Source organism: Amorphus suaedae, assembly GCF_053629675.1.
In genome coordinates this window covers 236,808-257,110 of record NZ_JBRJIT010000001.1, presented here as the reverse complement: position 1 = coordinate 257,110, position 20,303 = coordinate 236,808, and the positions used below count along the sequence as shown (strand labels likewise).

Genomic DNA, 20,303 nt, shown 5'->3' with positions numbered 1-20,303 from the left:
GCAATTGCCGGACGGGGTCCGGTCATATCTTACAGACATGGTGAAACTCGGTTTGAAACACAGCAACAACGACTTCCAGGATCGCCTCAGCAACGCGAATGCCGCCAAGGCGGCTCTCCTGGAGAAGGCCAAGGCGAAGCTGAGCGACCCGGCGATGGAAGCGAAGCGCCAGGAGCGGGCCGCGGTTGCCGCCGCCCGCGAAGAACGCCAGAGGGCCAAGCGCGAGGAACAGGAGCGCCTGAAGGCCGAGGAAGCCGCACGCGAAGCCGCCCTCGCCGCCGAAAAGGCTGCCGAAGAAGCGGCGCTCGCCGCCGCCAAGGAAGCCGAGGAACAGGCCAAGCTCGCGGAGAAGAACCGTCTCCTGACCCGCGTGGTCGAGGACGAGGCCGCCCGCAAGGCGGCGCGCGACGCCAAGTACGCCGCCCGCAAGGCCCGCCAGCGCTAAGACCAGCCGGCGCCAAGACGCGCCAAGCAGACGGACGACGCCCTCGCCGTCCGTTCAGCCCACGACAACAGGCTCAGGGTCCCGCATCCTGGGCCCTTTTTGTATCCGTCCGCTACCGGGCGAAGGGGCTCCCTGGCCCGCCCCCGCACACAGGGACGGCCCGCGGCCGGACCCAGGCTTGCGTGGGGCCTGCTTCTGCTGCACTGCGCCACGCGCTCGACGCGACCCGGCCATGCATCCGCGGAGCGTCTCGCCCATCGCATTGCTGCATTGCAACAATTCACGGTACCGCATGGCTCGGGTCGGGACTATCTCATGTCGCAGAGGGGCAACACACCCCACCCGGTCCGCACCGATGCGGACGATCCGAACCGAAGACTGATGATACCATGAAGAACATCACGACCTCCCAGCCGCTCGACACGAACCGCATCGAAGCCCAGGCCCGCGTGCTGCGCGCCGAAGAGACCGCCCGTCTCGCCCGTGCCTTCGGCCACTTCGTCGTCTCCAGCTTTCGCTCGCTGTCCGCCAGCTTCGCCGAAGCCCGCCAGATGCAGCGCGTCTACTCCGAGCTGTCCGCGTTCTCCGACAAGGAACTGCGCGACATCGGCCTGAGCCGCTCCGACATCCCGGCCGCCGTTGCCGGCACGCTGCGCCGCCCGGTCGAACTCACCTCCATCGAGGGCAGCAAGACCGACGCGCCGGCCACCGCCGCCCGCGACGAGACCATCCGCCTCGCGGCCTGATCGCCCGACGGCCTGACGATCCGATCTCCTGGACGCCGGTTTCAGCCGGCGTCCGGATCAGCCTGCCGCTGCCGACCCGCAGCCACAGGCGATGACAAACGCCGATAGGCCATCTTGGCCGCCGGCTCGACACTGTCGCTGACAGCGCATCAGATTTCCCTTCGCCGGGAAAGGCTTTAGGGTGCTCCCCGAGCCCCTTCGCTGACGTCTCGAAAGAGGCAACCGGCCATGACTGACAGCGCGCCCGCAACCTCCCCCTCCGACAAGATCGACGAGAAGATCCGTGCCCTCGCCGACTGGCGCGGCGACGCGCTGGCGCAGCTGCGCCGATGGATCCGCGAGGCAGTTCCCGACGTCGTCGAGGACTGGAAATGGCGCGGCGTTCCGGTCTGGTACTGCTACGGGATGATCTGCACCGGCGAGAGCTACAAGGACAAGCTGAAGCTCACCTTCGCCAAGGGCGCGTCGCTCGAAGACCCCTCCCGCCTGTTCAATGCGAGCCTGGATGGCAATGCCCGCCGCGCCATCGACGTCCACGACGGCGATGCGATCGACGAGACGGCCTTCAAGGCCCTCGTCCGGGCCGCCGTGGACCTCAACCGCGCGGGCGCCAAACGCCCAGCGCGCCGGAAGGTCTGAGTCTCCCGACCTTCAAACGCCCTAGAGCCCGGCCGCCTTGCGGAGCGCTGCGTTCATGCGGTCCTGCCAGCCGGGTCCGTCTTCCTGGAAATGCTCCAGCACGTCGCGGTCGATCCGGAGCGACACCATCTCGCGCCCCGGCGGCAGCGTGCCCGGCGCCGGGCGGGCGACCGGCTCGGCCTTCGGCTGGGCCGGCTTGAACAGCGCCTCGGCGGCGGCGCGGGGATCGGTGGGGCGACGGGCCATGGGACGGGTCCTGTGATGCGGCCGGCGGGCGGCGCTCGAGTTAGGCGAATCCGATCCCGAGTGTCGCACAGACGGCGGCGGGGGCAAGCGGCCGGCGACCATTCCGGCGCATGGCAAAGACCCGGACTCAGGATGCGCCTGCCCCCGGGCCGATGGCCTCTATCCGTTCGAACTGGAGCCGGCGGCGCTTCCGTCGCCGGCCCCAGGCTGCCTTATGCCGCGCGGATGCGGCCGATGAAGGCGTCGACCTGGCTGCGCAGCGAGGCGGCCTGGTCGGATAGCTCGTTGGCGGCGGTCGAGATTTCGGCCGATGCCCGGCCGGTATCGTTGGCGGCCGACGAGACCGACACGATGTTGGTGGAGACCTCCTGGGTGCCTTGGGCGGCCTGCTGGACGTTCTGGGCGATCTCGCCGGTGGCAGCCCCCTGCTCCTCGACGGAGGAAGCGATGGCGGACGAGATCTCGTCAACCTTCCGAATCGTCGCCGAGACGGCCTCGATCGCCTTCACGACCTCGTTCGTGGCCTCCTGGACCGTCGAGATCTGCGAGGTGATCTCGCCAGTCGCCTTGGATGTCTGCTCCGCGAGCATCTTCACTTCCGTGGCGACGACGGCGAAGCCCTTGCCGGCCTCGCCGGCGCGCGCCGCCTCGATGGTGGCATTGAGGGCGAGCAGGTTGGTCTGCGAGGCGATGTCGGTGATCAGGTTGACGACATCGCCGATACGCTGGGCACTCACCGCCAGATCGCGGACGACCGCCGCGGCGCTTTCGGCCCTCCCCGTCGCTTCGCGGACGACCTGGGAAGACACGCTCACCTGCTGCCCGATCTCGCGGACGGAGGCAGCAAGCTCATCGGCAGCCGACGCAACCGTCTGGACGTTGGACGTCGCCTGCTCGGCGGCGGCCGCGACGACGGTCGACTGCTGCGACGTCTCGTCCGCCGATGAACTCAGATTGCTGGCGTTCTGCTGCAGCTGGGACACGGCGGAGGCGACGGTGCTGACGATGGAAGAGACCTCCGCGTCGAAGCGATCGGCGAGCGCGTGCATGGCCGCCCGCTGTTCCACGACCGCGCGTTTCTCGGCTTCCGCCTGTTCCGCACGCAGCCGCTCGGTCTCGGCCAGATTGTCGCGGAAGACGACAAGGGCCGTTGCCATCTCGCCGATTTCGTTGTGTTTCCGGGTGTAGGGGATGTCGGCCTTGAGATCACCGCCGCTCACCTGGCCCATGGCCCGGGTGATGCGTCCGATCGGCCGCGACACGCCGAACACCGCGAACAGCATCGCAATCAGACTGACGACCGTGCTGAAGACAACGGCTGCGAGCAGAAACAGCCGCGTCTGCGAATAGCTTTCAACCGACATGGCGTAGTCGGATTTTGCGCCCTCGTTGTTCAGCGCGACGGCCTGATTGGCCAGCTCGGAGTACTCGTTGAACAATTGCCGCATCACCCCCTTGAACAGGTCTGTCGCCTCCGCATTCTGGTTTTTGCGGGACAGATCGATCATCCGGTCGTGCGCCTTCATGTAATCAGCGAACTTGGCGCGGAAGCGGGTGTTGATGCCCCTTTCCTCGTCCGAGGAGATCAGCTTGTCATAGACCTGCAGGTTGTTGTCGAGGCTCGTCAGAATGCGCGCCATGTTGGCTTCGGCCTCATTCATTTCCTCCGGCGTGGTGGAAAGGATGTGCGCGGCCTCCTCGATGCGAAGATCGGAGGTTTCGGTGTTGATCTTGTTGACATGATCGATGCTGGGAACCCAGTTCGTCGCTTCGTTCTTCACGTTGTTGTTGATGTCGCGCAGACTGCTGAGGGCAAGCCAGCCCTGGCCGATGATGAGGACGACGAGGAGGCCGAGGAGACCAAGCAGTGTGGTCTTGAGGTTGAGGCGCATGACCCGATTCCTGGGGGGTGAAGGGAGCCGGAGATTGGCGCCACGAGACTTGCCCAGGGCTTGCGCGCCTCCCTCGGGATCATGACCGCCGCGCGGCCTGCTTGAGACGGTGTCGCGGCCGTGGATTCCTGCCTTAGCGGTACGTGGCGGCGGGGTCGGCGGGGAGCGCATCGCCCCCGCGGTCCGGCCGGCGCGCCCGCGGCCATCGCGACCACCCTGTGGTCTCCCGCTCCGGGGCCGCCTAACCGTGCGCTCTGCCGCCATGCTCCCTGGCAAATGTCCCTGGCGAACAGCCGATCCGCTTGCGGAACGCGGTGCTGAAGGCGCTCGCCGACTCGTATCCGATGTCGTCCGCGATCCGGTCCAGCGTCTTCGCGCCGTGGGTGAGCGCGTCCTTGGCGATCGCGATCCGCCAGCGCGCCAGGTACTCGATCGGCGAACACCCGACGGCTTCGGAAAAGCGCGCCGCGAAGCCCGACCGCGACATGCCCGCGATCCGGGCGAGCCCGGCAACCGTCCACCGGGATCGCACGTCCGCATGGATCGCCCGCAGCGCCCTCGCGAGGGCGGGATCGCGCAGTCCGTTCAGCATGCCCGCCGAGGCGGCGTCGCCGCCGACGAAGCTCCAGCGCAACGCCTCCACCAGCAGGGCCTCGAGCAGGCGCTGGATGATCAGGTCCCTCCCCGGATCGCTCGCGACGCACTCGTCGGACAGAAGCTCGATCAGGCGGCCGAAGCGCGTCGAGCGGCCCTCGGCGGCCCGAATGTGGATGAGGTCGGGCAACAGCGCGAGGAGCAGCGGCGCGTTGACCCGTTCCAGCGAAAAGCTTCCCCCCATCGCCACGAAGTCGGGCGCGCCATCCGGCTCGCCGTGGCGGACCGCTTCGCCGCGCGGGTCCGCCGGCAGGCCCGCGATCCCCGGGTCACTGCCAAGCGAGAAGGCCGGCGTCGTCGGCAGCAGCAGGAAGTCGCCCTCCGCCAGCCGCAGCGGCGCCCTGCCGTCCACCGAGAGCCACGCCTCCCCGGACAGAACGATCGTGAAGCCGGGCGCATCGTAGGGCCGGTAGCGCACGCCCCACCGCCCCCGCGCGCTGATCGGTTTCGCGACGGCGGCGCTCGGCCGCAAGAGGGCGATGATGTCGCTCAGAGGATCCATCTGTCCGGACGATCCATAACGTTATATGGACTTTGAATTATATATCGTATCGGCGGCTTGTCTATCTTCCCCGCATCGCAGCCAAGGAGACAGACATGGCCCAGACGATCCTCATCACCGGCACCTCGTCCGGATACGGCAAGGCGACGGCGGAGCTCTTCCTCTCCCGCGGATGGAACGTCCTCGCGACGATGCGGCGGCCAGACCCCGCGCTCTTTGGCGACAGCGAGCGGCTGCGCGTCCTGCCGCTCGACGTGACGTCGGCGGACAGCATCGCGGCGCTGGTGGAAGCGGCCGGGCCGGTCGACGTGCTGGTGAACAACGCCGGCCTCGGCGGCGTCGGCGCCTTCGAGGCGATGCCGATGTCGCTGGTGCGCCAGCTCTTCGAGACCAACACCATCGGCGCGATGGCCATGTGCCAGGCCTTCATCCCGCAGATGCGGACGCGGCGGTCCGGCACGATCGTCAACGTGACCTCCAGCGTGACCCTCGGCGACTTCCCGCTCGCCGCGGTCTACACCGGCACCAAGCAGGCGGTCGAAGGCTTCTCCGCCTCGCTGGCCCATGAGCTCGGGCACTTCGGCGTGCGCGTGAGGCTCGTCGAGCCGGGCTATGCGCCGACCACCCGGTTCGCCGCGAACGCCGCCATCCCGGTGGCGGATCTGCTCCCGCCCGCCTACGCCGACTTCGCCCGGCCGATCCTCGAGGCCTTCGCCGCGCCCGAGTTGACGACGACCGAAGCCGACGTCGCCGAGGCGATCTGGACCGCGGTCCACGCGCCCGAAGGCCAGCTCCGCTTCCCGGCCGGCGCCGACGCCGTCACGCTTGCCCGGGCGCGCTGAGACCGCGTGCGCCCGCCGCCGGGCAGGCCGCATCCGGGAGCGGGGCTCTCCCGCCCCGCCCCCGACGTCGCGGCCGCGTCAGTGCACCCGGATGGCGCCGTAGTCCATGGCCTCCAGGTCGGCAATCAGGTCCGGCCCGGTGGGCTCCCAGCCGAGCTTCGCACGCGTGAGCGCGCTGTCGGCGGACATGTCGTGGCCGGCGAAGATGGCGAGCCAGCCGAAATGCTCCGCCGCCTCGTCCGGCGACACGGAGGCGACCGGCAGCTCCAGTCCGGCGCCCAGAACCTCGGCGATCCGCCGGACCGCGACCCCTTCCTCGGCGACGGCATGATAGCGCGCGCCCGGCTCGCCGCGGTCGATCGCCAGCGCATAGAGCCGAGCGACATCGAGGATGTGCGCCGCCGACCAGCGGTTCGCTCCCTCGCCGACATAAGCGAACACCCCCTTCTCGAGCGAGATCTGGATGTAGGGCGTGATCAGGCCCTGGCGCACCGTGTCGTGCACCTGCGGCAGGCGCATGACCGAGACGTTGATGCCCGCGTCCAGAAGCCGCTGTCCCGCCAGCTCCGAAGCGATGCGGGGGTTGGGATGTTGCGGGTTGAACACCGCCTCGGACGCCGGCTGGCCGTCGCCGGCGTCGCCCATGGTGATCGCGGACGTGATCAGCAGCGGGCTGTCGGAGCCCTTCAGCGCCGATCCCAGCGCCTCGATCACCCGCCGGTCCTTCTCGCAGTTCTCCGCGAAGCGCGAGAAGTCGTGGTCGAACGCCGTGTGGATCACCGCGTCGGCCTGGGCGGCGCCGGCCGCGACGGCGGCCAGATCCTCGAGGGTGGCCAGATGAGGGGTCGCGCCGGCCGCCTTGAGCGACCGCGCTCCCTCCTCAGACCGTGTCATGCCCACCACCTCATGGCCGGCGGACAGCAGTTCGGGCACGATCCGCGATCCGATGAAGCCGGTCGCGCCAGTCACGAAAACACGCATGGAAACCTCTCCGAGTTGTCAGGAGAGGCAAGATGGCCCAATCTTCTTCCTCTTAAAGACGTGACTTTATCATGGTATAGATCTCAATAGGCTCGCCATGCCCCGGCCGGACGACAATCCCCTCGGCACCTTCCTGCGCGACCGCCGCATGCGCCTCGATCCGGCCAGCTTCGGCTTCCCAACCGGGCGGCGGCGCACGCCGGGTCTGCGCCGCGAAGAGGTGGCGAGCCGCGCCAACATCAGCCCCACCTGGTACACCTGGCTGGAGCAGGGCCGCGGCGGCGCGCCGTCGGCGGACGTGCTGGAGCGCATCGCCGCCGGGCTCATGCTCACCGAGCCGGAGCGCGAGCACCTGCACATCCTGGCGTTCGGCCACCCGCCCGAGGCGCGCTACCGCGGGCCGGAAAGCGCCATCACGCCGCGGCTGCAGCGCGTGCTCGACGCCATGCCCACCTGCCCCGCCCTCATCCGGACCGCGACCTGGGACGTCATCGCCTGGAACCGGGCAGCGGCCGCTCTTTTGACGGACTACGCCGAGCTTCCTCCCCACCAGCGCAACGTGCTGCGGCTGATGTTCTCCAATTCGCGCGTCCGCGCCGCCCAGGCGGACTGGCTCGCCGTCGCGCGCTTCGTGGTCGGGGCGTTCCGGGCCGATGCGGCGCGCGCCGGCGCCGGCGCCGAGATCGGCAAGCTGGTGGAGGAGCTCTCCGCCATGAGCCCGGAGTTCGCGGCGCTGTGGCGCGACAACGAGATCGCCGGCCACGGCGATGGCCTGAAGCGCCTCCACCACCGCGAACTCGGACCGATCGAGCTGGAGTTCTCGACCTTCTCGGTGGAGGGGCGGCCGGACCTGACCATGATGGTCTACAGCCCCGCCACGGAGGCCATCGCCCGGCGCGTGGCGGCGTTCCTCGAGAGCCGGTAAGCCCGTTTCCGCGCGTTCCGCCCGGACACGACCCCAGATTGCGCGCGACACGCGGCGCGCTTACGCTTCGGCGTGACCGTCTGGCGCCGGCCTCCCCGCCGCGACGCCCATGGGTTTCGTCCCGCCCGTCGAAGGACCCGCCGATGACCGCCGCGCCGCGCCCCGAGGACCCGACCTGGCATTCCCACGACCCGCACCTCAGCGGCGTATTCACGCCGGTGGCGCGCGAGATCGACGTGGCCGACCTCACCGTGGTCGCCGGCCGGATCCCGGAGGATCTCTCCGGCGCCTACATGCGCAACGGGCCGAACCCGCTGTTCCAGCCACTCTCCTACACTTACCCGCTGGACGGCGACGGCATGGTGCACGCCGTCTATTTCGACAACGGCCGCGCCCGCTACCGCAACCGCTTCGTGGAGACGCGCGAGCTCGCCGTCGAACGCCGCGCCGGCCGCGCGGTCTGGGGCGGGCTGATGGCGCCGATGCCCATCGATCCTGCGCTGCTTCAGGCGGGCGAGGCCGGCAGCCCGTTCAAGAACGGCGCGTTCATCAACGTGCTGGCGCACGGCGGCCATCTGCTGGCGCTCGGCGAGGCGGAAGCCGCCTACGAGATGACGATGGAGCTGGAGACGCTCGGCGAATGGACCGCCGGCACCGACCGCCCGCTGCCGATCGGCGCCCACAACCGCCGCCATCCGGCGACCGGCGACCTGTTCGCCATCGCCTACGATCCCGGCAGCCCCGAGGTGCAGGTCCGCCGCATCGACCCCGCCGGGCGCCTCGCCGACAATTTCGTCGTGACGCTTCCCGCCTCCAGCATGATCCACGACTTCGTGCTGACCGAGAGGCACGTCGTCCTGCTGGTCGGACCCGCGATCTTCGACATCGAGGCGGCGCAGCACGGCGGCCCGTTCCTCGCCTGGCGGCCGGAGCTCGGCACCACCATTGCCGTGATGGAGCTCGACGGCGGCGACCCGACGCTGTTCGAGGCGGAGCCCTTCTTCGTCTACCATTTCGCCAACGGCTTCGAGCGCGGCGGCTCGATCGTCATCGACTATGTGCGCCACCCCGAGTTCAGCCTGGGCCCCGATGGCGCGGACGGAGCGCCCCATCTGCACAGGCTGGTGCTCGATCCGGCGGCGCGGCGGATCCGCGACGCCCGGATCTCCGACTTCGCCACGGAGTTTCCGCGCGTCAACGACCGGCTGGAGGCCCAGGCGACACGCTTCGTCTACGTGCCGCAGCTCTCAGGCTCGCTGACCCACGGGCCCCACCCGTCCGCGACCTTCAACACGATCACCAAGGTGGACACCGAAAGCGGCGTCACCCGCACCCACGATCTCGGCGAGAGGGTCGCCGGCGAGCCGGTGTTCATCCCGAGGCCCGGCGCCTCGGCCGAGGACGACGGCTACCTCGCCGTCTTCGCCACCGACCCGGCCGCCATGATGAGCGACCTCGTCCTCCTCGACGCCGCCGACCCCAGCCGCGAACCGGTCGCCGTCATCCGCATGCCCCAGCGCGTGCCCCAGGGGCTGCACGGAACCTGGGTCGGACGGTAGGTTCTGCCTGCCGCCGGGTGGGCAAGGGCTTTTTTCCCGCTCACGCAGAATCCGCTGATGGGGGTGTCGCGACGGGCTTTGCGGCCGGCCCGGGCGGCGAACGGATCCGGGCCGTGACGCCCTGCCCCGCGGATCCGTGTGCAAACCTCCGGTGTCTGGCGGGAAATGCAAAGCCGGGCGACGCGGATTGGTTTCATTGTCCCCTCGCGCGTCGCCGCGGTGCGGCTGCGTTCTGTCCGGCGACGACGCCACGAACCGACGGCTGGATGCCCTTCGCCTTCGGGAGCAAGATCAACGATCCGCTTGCGACCATCGGCGGCAACCGCCGGAGGCGCGGTGCTCGCGCGCTCATGGAACCCGCCAGCCCCCGGGCGAAGCGGCAAGGCATCGGCGTGACGCGCCAGACTTGATGAAGCGGGAACGGACCGGCGTGGCTCCCTGAAGCCGCGGCGGCCCGATTGGCAGAACGACCATTTTTTGGGGTGGGGACACACAATGAACCTGAAATCAGTCATGGCGGGAGCGGTCGTCGCCGCCTCCCTGCTCGCGGGGACCGGCGCCGGCCAGGCGCGGACCCTGACACAGGATGACGCCAACACCATCGCGGTGGAGGCCTATCTCTACTTCTATCCGCTCGTCACGATGGACCTGACCCGGCGGCAGATGACCAGCCTGGATCCGGCCAAGAATCCGTTCGGCGGCGCGGAGAACTGGTTCACCAACGTGCGCGCCTACCCATCTGCCGACGAGAAGGCCGTCGTTCGACCGAACTTCGACACGCTCTATTCCGCCACCTTTCTCGACCTGACAGAGGAGCCGATGATCGTCTCGGCTCCCGATACCGACGGGCGCTACTACCTGCTCCCGATGCTCGACATGTGGACGGACGTATTCGCCTCGCCCGGCTGGCGGACCACCGGCACCGAGGCGGCGAACTTCCTGGTGACCCCGCCAGGCTGGCAGCCGGAAGCCGGCCGGGACCTCCCCGAGGGGCTTCCGGAGAACACGCAGAGGATCGCGGCGCCGACGCCGTTCGTCTGGGTCATTGGGCGCACCAAGACCGACGGGCCGTCCGACTACGCGGCGGTTCACAAAATCCAGGACGGCTACAAGGTCACGCCGCTCTCCAAGTGGGGCCAGGAGGTCAGCGAGCCGCCCTTCTCGCCGGACCCGACCGTCGACACGAAGACGCCTCCGAAGATCCAGGTCGATACGATGGGCGGGAAGGACTACTTCACCTACGCCGCCGAGCTCCTCAAGACCGCCCCGCCGCACGCGACCGACCAGCCGATCCTGGCGCGCCTGGAGCGTCTCGGCATCCGGCAGGGCGAGAGCTTCGACGTCGACGGCGCCGATCCCGTCGTGAAGGCGGCCATCGCGGCCGCACCGAAGACGGCCCAGCAGCTGATGGCCTGGAAGGCGCCGACGATTGCGGAGGCCGTCAACGGGTGGTCGATGGACGTCGACACGGTCGGCGTCTACGGCAACTACTACCTGAAGCGCGCGATCCTGGCGCAGATCGGCCTCGGCGCGAACGTGCCGCAGGACGCCATCTATCCGATCTCGCTCACCGACAGCAACGGTCAGCCGCTCGACGGTGCCAACGACTACGTCCTGCACTTCGAAGCGTCCGAGATCCCGCCGGTCGACGCCTTCTGGTCGGTCACCATCTACGACAACGACGGCTTCCAGGTCGCCAACAGCCTGAACCGATTCGCCCTCTCCAGCTGGATGCCGCTGGAACGCAACCCGGACGGCTCGGTCGACCTCTACTTCCAGAACGAAAGCCCCGGCGCGGACAAGGAGGCCAACTGGCTGCCGGCGCCGGACGGGCCGTTCAACGTGACGATGCGCCTCTACGCGCCGCGTCCCGAGGCGCTGATCGGGAAATGGGCGCCCCCCGGGATCACCAGGGTGCAGAAGCTCTCCACCCACACGGCGCAATAGCACCGCCCGGCGGACGCCGCCGACGATCCACGCGCGCCGCCGGGCTTCCGGCCCGGCGGCCGACCTCGTCCCGAATGCGCCGTGCCCCGCCGGCCGAGAGACGGGTGGCGTCCGCCCTCGCCCAAGCGCCGGGCGACCGCGAAGGGCGTCCAGCGCAGCCCAACACCTGGAGAGACACATGAATCCGTTTGTGCGCGGGGCCCTGGCGATCCCGCTTCTCGCCTGCCTTGCTGCCGGGTCGGCCTCGGCCAGCGACACCGCGATCCCGCCTGGCGCCACCGCTGCCGCCGACGTTGCGGCGCTCCGGTCCTACGCGCCGGCCGGCAATCCGGGCCGCACCGATTTCGACGTCGCCGACCGCACGGCGATCGCCAACCTGATCACCGCCTACTCGTTCGCCTACGACAACGGCGAGGCCGACGTCTGGCTCGGCCTGTTCACCGCCGATGCGGTGTTCGTCGCCGGCATCCCGGGTCAGACGCCGATATCGTTCACGGGCGAAGGCTTCCGCGCCTTCTGGACGGAGCGGATGAAGGAATTCCGCACTTCCGGCAACCTGCGCCGGCACCTGATGTCGAACGTCCTGTTCCTCGACCAGACCGCCGACACGGCGCATGTCAGCGTGGTGGGACTGCTGACCAATGCCAACGACGGCAAGACCTTCAGCGCCGTCTCCAGCCTCAACTACGAGGGCTGGCTGACGAAAGGCCCGGACGGCTGGAAGATCGAGCGCTGGCACGACTTCCCGGACGCGGCATTCCAGGAGTAGCTGACCGGACGCGCGATCCGCTTGCGCGTCCGGCCGACATTCGTCATGACCAACGGTGAGACTTCGCATTCTTCGCCGGTTGGGGGGCGAATGGCATTTGACGAGTCGGTGTCGCTCGTCCGCGCGAGCGGATTCGGCCCGCTTCCAACGGTCTTCGAACAACGGGCGGGCGAGCGGGAACTCTGGAAGGCCTTCGCCCAGGAAGGCCTTCCCCTCGCGGTGATCGACGCGCCGCAGACGCCCCTGCCGCTCAGCGCCATGATCGGCGTCTTCGAACGATGCGCGCATCTGCTGGGCGACCGGACGTTCGGGCTCGATGTCGGCTTCGAGATGGCGAAAGCCTGGGGCTATGGCCTGTGGGGCATGTACGGCGCGGCCGCGCCGACGCTCGGCGAGGCCATCGAACGATACTGCCGGACGTTGCGCGCCCACGCCGTCAGCGGACGGCTGGAGCTCCTGAGGGGCGACGACCACGCGCTCTGGCGCTGCATGGGCCCCTCCTTCAGCCTGGCGTCCATCCATCACGCCGATCACATGATCGGGCCGATGATCCTCATCGCGAGGGAGTATCTCGGGCCCCGCTGGGCACCCAAATGGATCGAGGTCTCCTATTTCCGCGACCCCGACGCCCGGCTGCTGGAGGACCGGCTGCAGGTGCCGATCCACTATGGCCGCCGTGCCACCGGGATCGCCCTCGCCCCCGCAGATCTGCTCGCCCGGCGCCCCCGGGACACCGCGAACGGCACCGAGATCATCACGCTGCGGGAGGTGTTCGCCGACCTGGTGCTGTCGCGGGCGCCCGAGCCGGCGCGTTCGATTTCGGCCATCGTGGCACTCAGGCTCCTCGACGGGCAGAGCGACATCGACGGAACGGCCCGGATGGCCGGCACGAGCGTGCGGAGCCTGCAGCGCCAGCTCGGCGAGAAGGGCTACACCTACCGCGACGTGGTGCGCGCGGCCCGCAGCGCGCGGGCGCTCAGCCTCCTGCGGGAAACGGACCGGCCGATCGTCGAAATCGCGATGCTTCTCGGCTACGAGGATCACGCCAGCTTCACCCGCGCGTTCCAGAGCTGGATGGGCTGCACGCCGTCGGAGTTCCGGGCGCGCCCTCACCCGTAGCGCTGGCGTGAAATGCCAAGCCCCCCACCCGCCTGCTCTTTATACCGTTGAGGTGGTGGCGACAGCTGATCCCTGCCGGCCGCACGTTGCGGACGGCGGGAATGCGGAGGGACGGGGCATGACGGTCTACTCGGTCTACTACGGGTCGGACGAAGCGCGGGCGAATGCGTTCGACCGCGAACTCGCCGACCGCTTCGGCGACACCTACCGGGTGAGCGACGATCTCTGGCTCATCGACACGGGGCGCGAAGCCGATGCGATCTTCGGCAGCCTGCGCGCCGCAATCGGGAAGGCCGATCGCCTGTTCATCGCCGAGATCACCCGCGACTTCTTCCCCCGGCTCTCCGAGAGCGGTCTGAGCTGGCTGTTCGCGCCCCAGCGCTCCTGGAAGGGACGCTACGTGGCCCGCGACGTCGCCGAGCGGATCCACGCCGCCGCCTGATCGGGCAGCCGAGCCTCGAGTTCCGAGACTTTTCTGGCCAATTCCACTGACTTGATCGACAGGAATGATCCGGCCAGGGCGCCGACCATGAAGCCCGGATATGTCCGGCACCTTCGAACGACGCCGCTGGCATTTCACGAGACGGAGGCCCTTGGGGCGACATGCGGATAGATCTGTTGCAGTTCCCGATGCCGTCGCGAGCGGCACTGGCCGCCGTGGGCGCGGCCGTCGTCTTTCTCGCCAGCCCGACCCTTCGCGCGGCCGACCTCGCGGGGCCCGCCCCGACCCCCGTTTCGAAGGCGGCCTCGCAGCCGGAGCTGACGATCAGCATCGCCCCCTACTTCTGGGCGGCCGGCATGTCCGGCACCGTGGCGTCCTTTGGGGCCCCGGGCGTCGACGTCGACATGAGCTTCTCCGACATTCTGAGCGACCTCGACTTTTCACTCATGGTCGCAGGTGAGGCCCGCCGCGGCCGGTTCAGCCTCACCACGGATTTCCTCTATCTGAAGCTCTCCACGAAGGAGACGACGCCGCTGGGCATCGCGGCCTCCAATGTCAGCTTCGGCTCGACGACCATGGAAGCGACAGCCCTCGCCGGCTATTCGGTCGTGGATCTCGCCAACGCCCGCCTCGACGTGGTGGGCGGTGCGCGTCTCTGGTCGGTCCGGAACGAACTTTCGTTCAACGGCGGCTTCTTCAATGGCCGCGGCTTCGAGGACAACGCCACCTGGGTCGACGCCATGGGCGGCCTCAAGGGCCGGATCGATCTCACCGATCACGTCTATCTGACCGGCATGGCGCTCGGTGGCGGAGGCGGCTCGAAGTTCGCCTGGGATCTGCTCGGCGGGGTGGGTTACGAGTTCTCCGACCGGATCTCCGCCGTCGCCGGCTACCGCGCGATCAGCGTCGACTACCAGAGCGGCCCGTTCGAATTCGACACCACGATCCAGGGTCCGATCATCGGAGCGTCCTTCACCTTCTGAAGGGGCGCAGGCGGGCCGGCCTGCCCGAACCATCCGGGCGGCCGGCCTGCCACCGCCATGCGCGGTTTCTGACCGAATTCCATCTCGAGATCACGTGGGCCGACGGCCCGCGTAGGCGACAACGCCTAGCTCGCGTCGAACCGGTTGCCGCGCGGGAACTTCGGCGGGGGAAGCCTGCCGGCCTGGGCACGGTCGCCCTGCCAGTCGCGCATCTCTTCCATGGTACGCACATGCCGGCGGCCCGAGCTGTCGGTCCAGGAGAGCCCGTCGTCGGCGGCGAACACCTTCAGGTCGGCGAGACCGCCGTCCTTGTAGCGCTGCAGGCGGACGCCGCGGCCCTTGGTCATCTGCGGGATCTGCGCCTTGGGGAACAAGAGCAGCTTGCGGTTCTCGCCCAGCACCGCGACCGTGTCGCCACCCGCGTCGACGATGCGGTAGGCTTCCTCGGTACCGCTGACGGTGAGGATCTGCTTGCCGCGCCGGGTGTTGGCGACGCACTCACTCTCGGCCACCAGGAAGCCGCGGCCGGCAGTGGAGGCGACCAGCAGCGTGCGGTCGGGCACGTGCACCAGCACGTCGACCACGTCGTGGCCCTGCTCCATGTCGACCATCAGACGGATCGGCTCGCCGTGGCCGCGCCCGCCAGGCAGCTTGTCGGCGCCGATGGTGTAGAAACGGCCCGCGGTGGAGACGATCAGCAGCTTGTCGGTGGTCTCGGCGTGAAGCACGCGGCTCAGCCGGTCGTCCTGCTTGAAGACGATCTGCGAGACGTCCTGCAGATGCCCCTTCAGCGCGCGGATCCAGCCCTTCTCGGAGACCACGACGGTGATCGGCTCGCGCTCGATCATCGCCTCGATGACGATGTCGTCGGAGAGCGACGGCGCCGTGGAGAACGTGGTGCGGCGGGCGCCGAGCTCGGTCTTCTGGCTGAACGTCTCGCGCAGCCCCTTCACCTTGTCGGCGACCTTCGACCACTGGGCGCCCTCGTCGGCCAGCAGCGCCTCCAGCCCGGCCTTCTCCTCGGTCAGGCTGGTGTGCTCCTTGCGGATCTCCATTTCCTCAAGCCGGCGCAGCGAGCGCAGCCGCATGTTGAGGATCGCCTCGGCCTGAACCTCCGTCAGGGTGAACACCCGGATCAGTTCGGCCTTCGGGTCGTCCTCCTCGCGAACGATCTGGATAACCCGGTCGAGGTCGAGATAGACGACCAGGAAACCGTCGAGGATCTCCAGCCGGCGGGTGATCTTGTCGAGGCGGTGCCGCGACCGGCGGATCAGCACGTCCTTCAGGTGGTCGAGCCAGGCCTTCAGCGCCTCCTTCAGCCCGACGACCCGCGGGACGGTGCCGCCCATCAGCACGTTCATATTGACGGGAATGCGCGATTCCAGGTCGGTCAGCCGGAAGATCGACTGCATCATCAGCTCGGGATCGACGGTCTTGGAGCGCGGCTCCAGCACGAGGCGGATGTCCTCGGCGGACTCGTCGCGCACGTCGTCCAGCAGCGGCAGCTTCTTGAGCTGTAAGAGGTCGGCGATCCGCTCCACCAGCCGGCCCTTCTGGACCATGTAGGGGATCTCGGTGACGACGATCTGCCAGGTGCCGCGGCCGAGGTCTTCCTTTTCCCAGCGCGCCCGCACGCGGACGCCGCCGCGGCCGGTCTTGTAGCATTCCAGCAGCGAGGCAGGATCCTCCACGATGACACCGCCGGTCGGGAAATCCGGCCCGGGCACCATCTTCACCAGCGTCTCGGTCGCCGCGTCCGGATGCTTGATCAGGTGCAGCGCCGCCTCGGCGAGCTCGGCAACGTTGTGGGGCGGTACGTTGGTGGCCATGCCCACCGCGATACCCGAGGCGCCGTTCGCCAACAGGTTCGGGAACGAGCCGGGCATGACGACCGGCTCCTGGTCGAGCCCGTCGTAGGTCTCGCGGAAATCGACCGCGTCCTCGTCCAGGCCTTCCAGGATGAGGCCGGCCACCGTCGTCATGCGCGCTTCGGTGTAGCGCATGGCGGCCGCGCCATCGCCGTCGATGGTGCCGAAGTTGCCCTGCCCGTCGACCAGCGGATAGCGGACCGCGAACGCCTGGGCCAGGCGAACGATGGCGTCGTAGATCGCCTGGTCGCCGTGCGGATGGAACTTACCCATCACGTCGCCGACGACGCGGGCGGATTTCTTGAAGGGCGTGCCGGGATCGAGGCGCAGCTGGCGCATGCCGAACAGAATGCGCCGGTGCACGGGCTTCAGGCCGTCGCGCACGTCCGGCAGCGCCCGGTGCATGATGGTCGACAGGGCATAGGCGAGGTAGCGCTCTTCGAGCGCCGCCTTCAGGTCGACGTCCTCGATGCCATCGCCGTCTGGAATCAGTGTCTCAGCCATGTTCGATGGGTAACGGTGCGCTGTCGAGGTAGCAAGCGAAGAAGGCCGCAAACGCCGCAGAAGCGCTGGCTTTTCAACCGTCGGGATCCAGGCCGCGTGCCACCGCGGAGACGAAGTGCTCGCGCGCCGGCGGCAGCCGCTTGTCGGTCGGGCCCAGCAGGCAGGCCTCCAGGAAGAAGCCGGTGAGGTCGAAGGCGGCGCGCACCTCGGCAGGCGTCGACGGCGTAGGGGCCGCGGCGTCGATCAGAAAACCCGGCAGCGTCAACAGCTTGGCGGCATAGGGCAGGCCCGCCTCGCGGGAGACGGCGCGGCCGGTTCGCGGCGAAACCCAGACCAGGTCTTCGGTGACGCCGGTCGCCGCACAGGAGGTGAGGTCGAGCCCGAAGCCCGCCTCTTCCAGGTAGGCCATCTCGAAGCGCACCATGATGGCGCCCGCCCCCCGCGCCTCGTCGAGATGCTCCAGCACCAGCCCCAGCGCCTCGTAGAGCCGCGGATGCGGATCGCGATCGGGCAGGAGCTTCAGGAGGCCGGCGAGCGACTGGATGCCGAAGGTGCCGGTGGCGGTCTCCATCAGCCGGCCGGCGCGGGCCTCGGCCAGCTCGATGGAGAAGTTGCCCAACTGATCTTCCAGGCGGGCGCGCCAGGTGAGCGACAGCGTGTTGCCGGGCTGCAGGCTCGGCCGCATCCGCCGCGACTGGCCACCGCGCACCAACCCGGCCGAGCGGCCGTGCTCGCGCGTCAGCACGTCGAGGATGACGCTCGTCTCGCCGAACGGGCGGGTCGCGAGCACGATCCCCTCGTCATGCCACTCCATGGCGGTGCGGTCCCTGGCCGGCAGTCAACGCGTCATCGCTAGTTGGAGAAGTCCAGGCCCATCTCGCGGAACCGCTCCGGATCGTCGGACCAGCGGCTGCGCACCTTCACGAACAGGAACAGGTGCACCGGCCGCTCGATCATCTGGGAGATCTCGGCCCGCGCCGCCTGGGAGATCGAGCGGATGGCCTGGCCGCCCTGCCCCAGCACGATCTTCTTCTGGCTCTCGCGCTCGACGTAGATCGTCTGCTCGATGCGGACGCTCTTGTCGCGCAGGCGCTTCCACTGCTCGGTCTCCACGGTCGAGGCGTACGGCACCTCGTCGTGCAGCCGCAGCATCAGCTTCTCGCGGGTGATCTCGGCGGCGAGCATGCGCTCCGGCAGGTCGGAGATCTGGTCTTCCGGATAGAGCCACGGCCCGGCCGGCATCCGCGCGCACAGGCCGCTCTTCAGGTGGGCGATGCCGCTGCCGTTCTGGGCGGAGATCATGAAGGTCTCGTCGAACTTGGCGCGCGCGTTCGCCTCCTGGGCGAGGCCCAGGAGCTCGGTCTTCTCGACCAGGTCGACCTTGTTGAGGATCAGGCACTTCGGCCCGTTGATGTTTTCCAGGCCCTGCAGCATCCGCTCGGCGCCCTCGTCGATGCCGCGCTTGGCATCGATCAGCGGGCAGACGAGATCGGCGTCCTGGGCCGAGCCCCATGCGGTGCGGACCATCGCGCGGTCCAGCCGGCGCTTCGGCGGAAAGATGCCGGGCGTGTCGACCAGGATCACCTGGCTGTCGCCCTCCAGCATGATGCCGCGCACCAGCGCGCGCGTCGTCTGCACCTTGTGTGTGACGATCGACACCTTCACGCCGACCAGCGCGTTCACCAGCGTCGACTTTCCGGCGTTCGGCGCGCCGATCAACGCGACGATCCCGCAGTGGGTGCGGGGGGCCTCGGGGGCCTCAATCGGTGTCTGCGTCATCGCTCCAAACCCCTTCGCGCACCAGAACGTCCCTGGCGGCTTCCTGCTCGGCTTCGCGCTTCGAGCGTCCTGTTCCAACGCCGGGTTCCCGGCCGGGCACCACGACCTCGACGGTGAAGCGCGGCGCATGATCGGGACCGCTGCGTCCGACTTCACGATAGGTCGGCGTCGGCTCGCTGCGCGCCTGCACCCATTCCTGAAGCGTCGTCTTGGCATCGCGGACCGGCGTCGCCGCCATCCGCATGCGCGGTCCCCAGTCCCGTTCGATCACGACCGCGGCGGCTTCGAAACCACCGTCGAGATAGAGAGCGCCCAGCACCGCCTCGCAGGTGTCGGCCAGGATCGCCGTGCGCTTGCGTCCGCCGCTCTGGCTCTCGCCGGTGCCCATCGCAAGCGCCGCGTCGAGCCGCCATTCCGCGGCCACCTCGGCGCATGTCTTGCCGCGCACGAGCTGGTTGTAGCGCTGGGCGAGCTCGCCTTCGTCGGCGTTCGGGTACGCACGAAACAGCAGCGACGCGATGCACAGGCCGAGCACCCGATCGCCGAGAAACTCGAGCCGCTGATAGCTGTCCGTCGACTTGGCCGATGGCGCCAGCGCGCTCGCGTGGGTCAGGGCCTCGCGCAGGAGGCCGCTGTCCGCAAAGCGATGATCGAGGACCGCTTCGACCTTGGCAAGTGCCGCCGGGTCGACCTCGGTCATAGGGTGTCGAAGATTCGGTTCCAGCGCACGTCCCATGGCCAGCGCCAGATCTGCCAAACCGGGGCTTCCTCGCGGATCGAGAAGAAGATGATCGACGCGCGCCCGACGAAATTCTCATACGGCACGTAGCCGACATAGCTCAGGACACGGCTGTCCGACGAGTTGTCCCGGTTGTCGCCCATCATGAAGTAGTGGCCGGCCGGCACCTCGTAGACCCGCGTGTTGTCCCAGAAGCCGTCGGGGTCGGAATCCAGCACCTCGTAGGAGACGCCGTTCGGCAGCGTCTCGATGAAACGCGGAATCCGGATCTCCTTGCCCGTCTTGTCGGTGTCGACGAAGTCGTCGATGCGCCGCTTCGGCACCGCTTCGCCGTTGATGTGCAGGACGCCGTCGATCATCTGGATCTTGTCGCCCGGCAGGCCGATCACGCGCTTGATGAAGTCGGTGGAGTTGTCGGCCGGCAGCTTGAAGACGGCGACGTCGCCCCGCTCGGGCGTGGAAGCGAGAATGCGACCGGAGAACGGCGCCGCGCCGAACGGGAACGAATAGCGGCTGTAGCCGTAGCTGAACTTGTTGACGAACAGATAGTCGCCGATCAGCAGCGTATTCATCATCGAGCCGGACGGAATGTTGAACGGCTGGAACAGGAAGGTCCGGATGACCAGGGCGATCAGCAGAGCCTGCACGACCACTTTCACGGTTTCGTACAGGCCACCCTGCTTCGCCGATTTTTCGCTTGCCACGCTGACCTGTCCTTAAAA

General features: G+C 68.6%; 18 protein-coding genes and 2 pseudogenes. 11 read left to right on the top strand and 9 right to left on the bottom strand.

All coding sequences use genetic code 11. The annotated features are described in order from the left end of the window. Window positions 1–52 precede the first annotated feature (52 nt). The 3 genes and pseudogenes from AB7M35_RS01165 (at window position 53) to AB7M35_RS01155 (ending at window position 1,830) form a co-directional block, all read left to right on the top strand. A complete protein-coding gene (locus AB7M35_RS01165; protein WP_453956553.1) occupies window positions 53–445 on the top strand; it encodes a DUF6481 family protein in 393 nt (130 codons plus the stop codon). Between the two features lie 389 nt (window positions 446–834). Next, window positions 835–1,092 (top strand): annotated as a pseudogene (locus tag AB7M35_RS01160) (RSP_7527 family protein); the annotation flags it as partial. Between the two features lie 327 nt (window positions 1,093–1,419). Next, window positions 1,420–1,830 carry a DUF1801 domain-containing protein gene (locus tag AB7M35_RS01155; RefSeq protein ID WP_453956552.1) on the top strand — a complete coding sequence of 137 codons (411 nt, stop codon included), beginning with the start codon at window positions 1,420–1,422 and terminating at the stop codon, window positions 1,828–1,830. A 21-nt stretch (window positions 1,831–1,851) separates the two neighbouring features. Here AB7M35_RS01155 and AB7M35_RS01150 read toward each other — a convergent pair whose 3' ends face one another. From AB7M35_RS01150 to AB7M35_RS01140, 3 genes and pseudogenes are all read right to left on the bottom strand, one after another. Then, complete coding sequence (locus tag AB7M35_RS01150) at window positions 1,852–2,076, bottom strand: BrnA antitoxin family protein (protein WP_453956550.1); 225 nt, start codon at window positions 2,074–2,076, stop codon at window positions 1,852–1,854. A 212-nt stretch (window positions 2,077–2,288) separates the two neighbouring features. Then, window positions 2,289–3,953 (bottom strand): annotated as a pseudogene (locus AB7M35_RS01145) (methyl-accepting chemotaxis protein); the annotation flags it as partial. Window positions 3,954–4,209: 256 nt separating this feature from the next. Further along, window positions 4,210–5,124, bottom strand: a complete 915-nt coding sequence (locus AB7M35_RS01140) for an AraC family transcriptional regulator (protein ID WP_453956549.1) — start codon at window positions 5,122–5,124, stop codon at window positions 4,210–4,212. 95 nt (window positions 5,125–5,219) lie between these two features. Here AB7M35_RS01140 and AB7M35_RS01135 point away from each other — a divergent pair, with 95 nt between their 5' ends. Next, window positions 5,220–5,966 (top strand): SDR family oxidoreductase, encoded by a 747-nt coding sequence (locus AB7M35_RS01135; RefSeq protein WP_453956547.1) that lies wholly within the window; start codon window positions 5,220–5,222, stop codon window positions 5,964–5,966. A gap of 78 nt (window positions 5,967–6,044) precedes the next feature. On the opposite strand, the gene AB7M35_RS01130 is transcribed toward AB7M35_RS01135, so the two are convergent. Then, a complete protein-coding gene (locus AB7M35_RS01130; protein WP_453956546.1) occupies window positions 6,045–6,947 on the bottom strand; it encodes an SDR family oxidoreductase in 903 nt (300 codons plus the stop codon). A gap of 97 nt (window positions 6,948–7,044) precedes the next feature. Between AB7M35_RS01130 and AB7M35_RS01125 the strand changes: the two genes are divergently transcribed. The 7 genes from AB7M35_RS01125 to AB7M35_RS01095 all read left to right on the top strand — a co-directional run bounded on the left by AB7M35_RS01125 (window position 7,045) and on the right by AB7M35_RS01095 (window position 14,691). Continuing rightward, complete coding sequence (locus AB7M35_RS01125) at window positions 7,045–7,872, top strand: helix-turn-helix transcriptional regulator (RefSeq protein WP_453956545.1); 828 nt, start codon at window positions 7,045–7,047, stop codon at window positions 7,870–7,872. 143 nt (window positions 7,873–8,015) lie between these two features. Beyond that, window positions 8,016–9,431, top strand: a complete 1,416-nt coding sequence (locus AB7M35_RS01120; RefSeq protein WP_453956544.1) for a carotenoid oxygenase family protein — start codon at window positions 8,016–8,018, stop codon at window positions 9,429–9,431. Between the two features lie 495 nt (window positions 9,432–9,926). Next, window positions 9,927–11,378, top strand: a complete 1,452-nt coding sequence (locus AB7M35_RS01115) for a DUF1254 domain-containing protein (protein WP_453956542.1) — start codon at window positions 9,927–9,929, stop codon at window positions 11,376–11,378. A 178-nt stretch (window positions 11,379–11,556) separates the two neighbouring features. Then, a complete protein-coding gene (locus tag AB7M35_RS01110) occupies window positions 11,557–12,147 on the top strand; it encodes a nuclear transport factor 2 family protein (RefSeq protein WP_453956540.1) in 591 nt (196 codons plus the stop codon). 90 nt (window positions 12,148–12,237) lie between these two features. Further along, on the top strand, window positions 12,238–13,266 hold the full coding sequence (locus tag AB7M35_RS01105; protein WP_453956538.1) for an AraC family transcriptional regulator ligand-binding domain-containing protein: 1,029 nt from the start codon (window positions 12,238–12,240) through the stop codon (window positions 13,264–13,266). A gap of 118 nt (window positions 13,267–13,384) precedes the next feature. Further along, window positions 13,385–13,708, top strand: a complete 324-nt coding sequence (locus AB7M35_RS01100; protein WP_453956536.1) for a hypothetical protein — start codon at window positions 13,385–13,387, stop codon at window positions 13,706–13,708. A gap of 161 nt (window positions 13,709–13,869) precedes the next feature. Continuing rightward, window positions 13,870–14,691, top strand: coding sequence for a hypothetical protein (locus AB7M35_RS01095; protein ID WP_453956535.1), 822 nt, complete (start codon window positions 13,870–13,872; stop codon window positions 14,689–14,691). A gap of 125 nt (window positions 14,692–14,816) precedes the next feature. On the opposite strand, the gene parC is transcribed toward AB7M35_RS01095, so the two are convergent. The 5 genes from parC to lepB form a co-directional block, all read right to left on the bottom strand. Further along, window positions 14,817–17,063: a DNA topoisomerase IV subunit A gene (gene parC, locus AB7M35_RS01090; protein WP_453956533.1), complete on the bottom strand. Its 2,247-nt coding sequence runs from the start codon at window positions 17,061–17,063 to the stop codon at window positions 14,817–14,819. Window positions 17,064–17,136: 73 nt separating this feature from the next. After that, a complete protein-coding gene (gene recO, locus AB7M35_RS01085; protein WP_453956532.1) occupies window positions 17,137–17,877 on the bottom strand; it encodes a DNA repair protein RecO in 741 nt (246 codons plus the stop codon). A gap of 38 nt (window positions 17,878–17,915) precedes the next feature. Further along, entirely contained in the window at window positions 17,916–18,842 is a 927-nt protein-coding gene (gene era / locus AB7M35_RS01080; protein ID WP_453956531.1) for a GTPase Era, read from the bottom strand. Then, on the bottom strand, window positions 18,823–19,542 hold the full coding sequence (gene rnc / locus AB7M35_RS01075; RefSeq protein WP_453956530.1) for a ribonuclease III: 720 nt from the start codon (window positions 19,540–19,542) through the stop codon (window positions 18,823–18,825). Before rnc ends, era begins: the two co-directional genes overlap by 20 nt. Beyond that, window positions 19,539–20,285 carry a signal peptidase I gene (lepB, locus tag AB7M35_RS01070; RefSeq protein WP_453956528.1) on the bottom strand — a complete coding sequence of 249 codons (747 nt, stop codon included), beginning with the start codon at window positions 20,283–20,285 and terminating at the stop codon, window positions 19,539–19,541. The genes rnc and lepB overlap by 4 nt, the downstream gene beginning before the upstream one ends. Window positions 20,286–20,303: the final 18 nt, after the last annotated feature.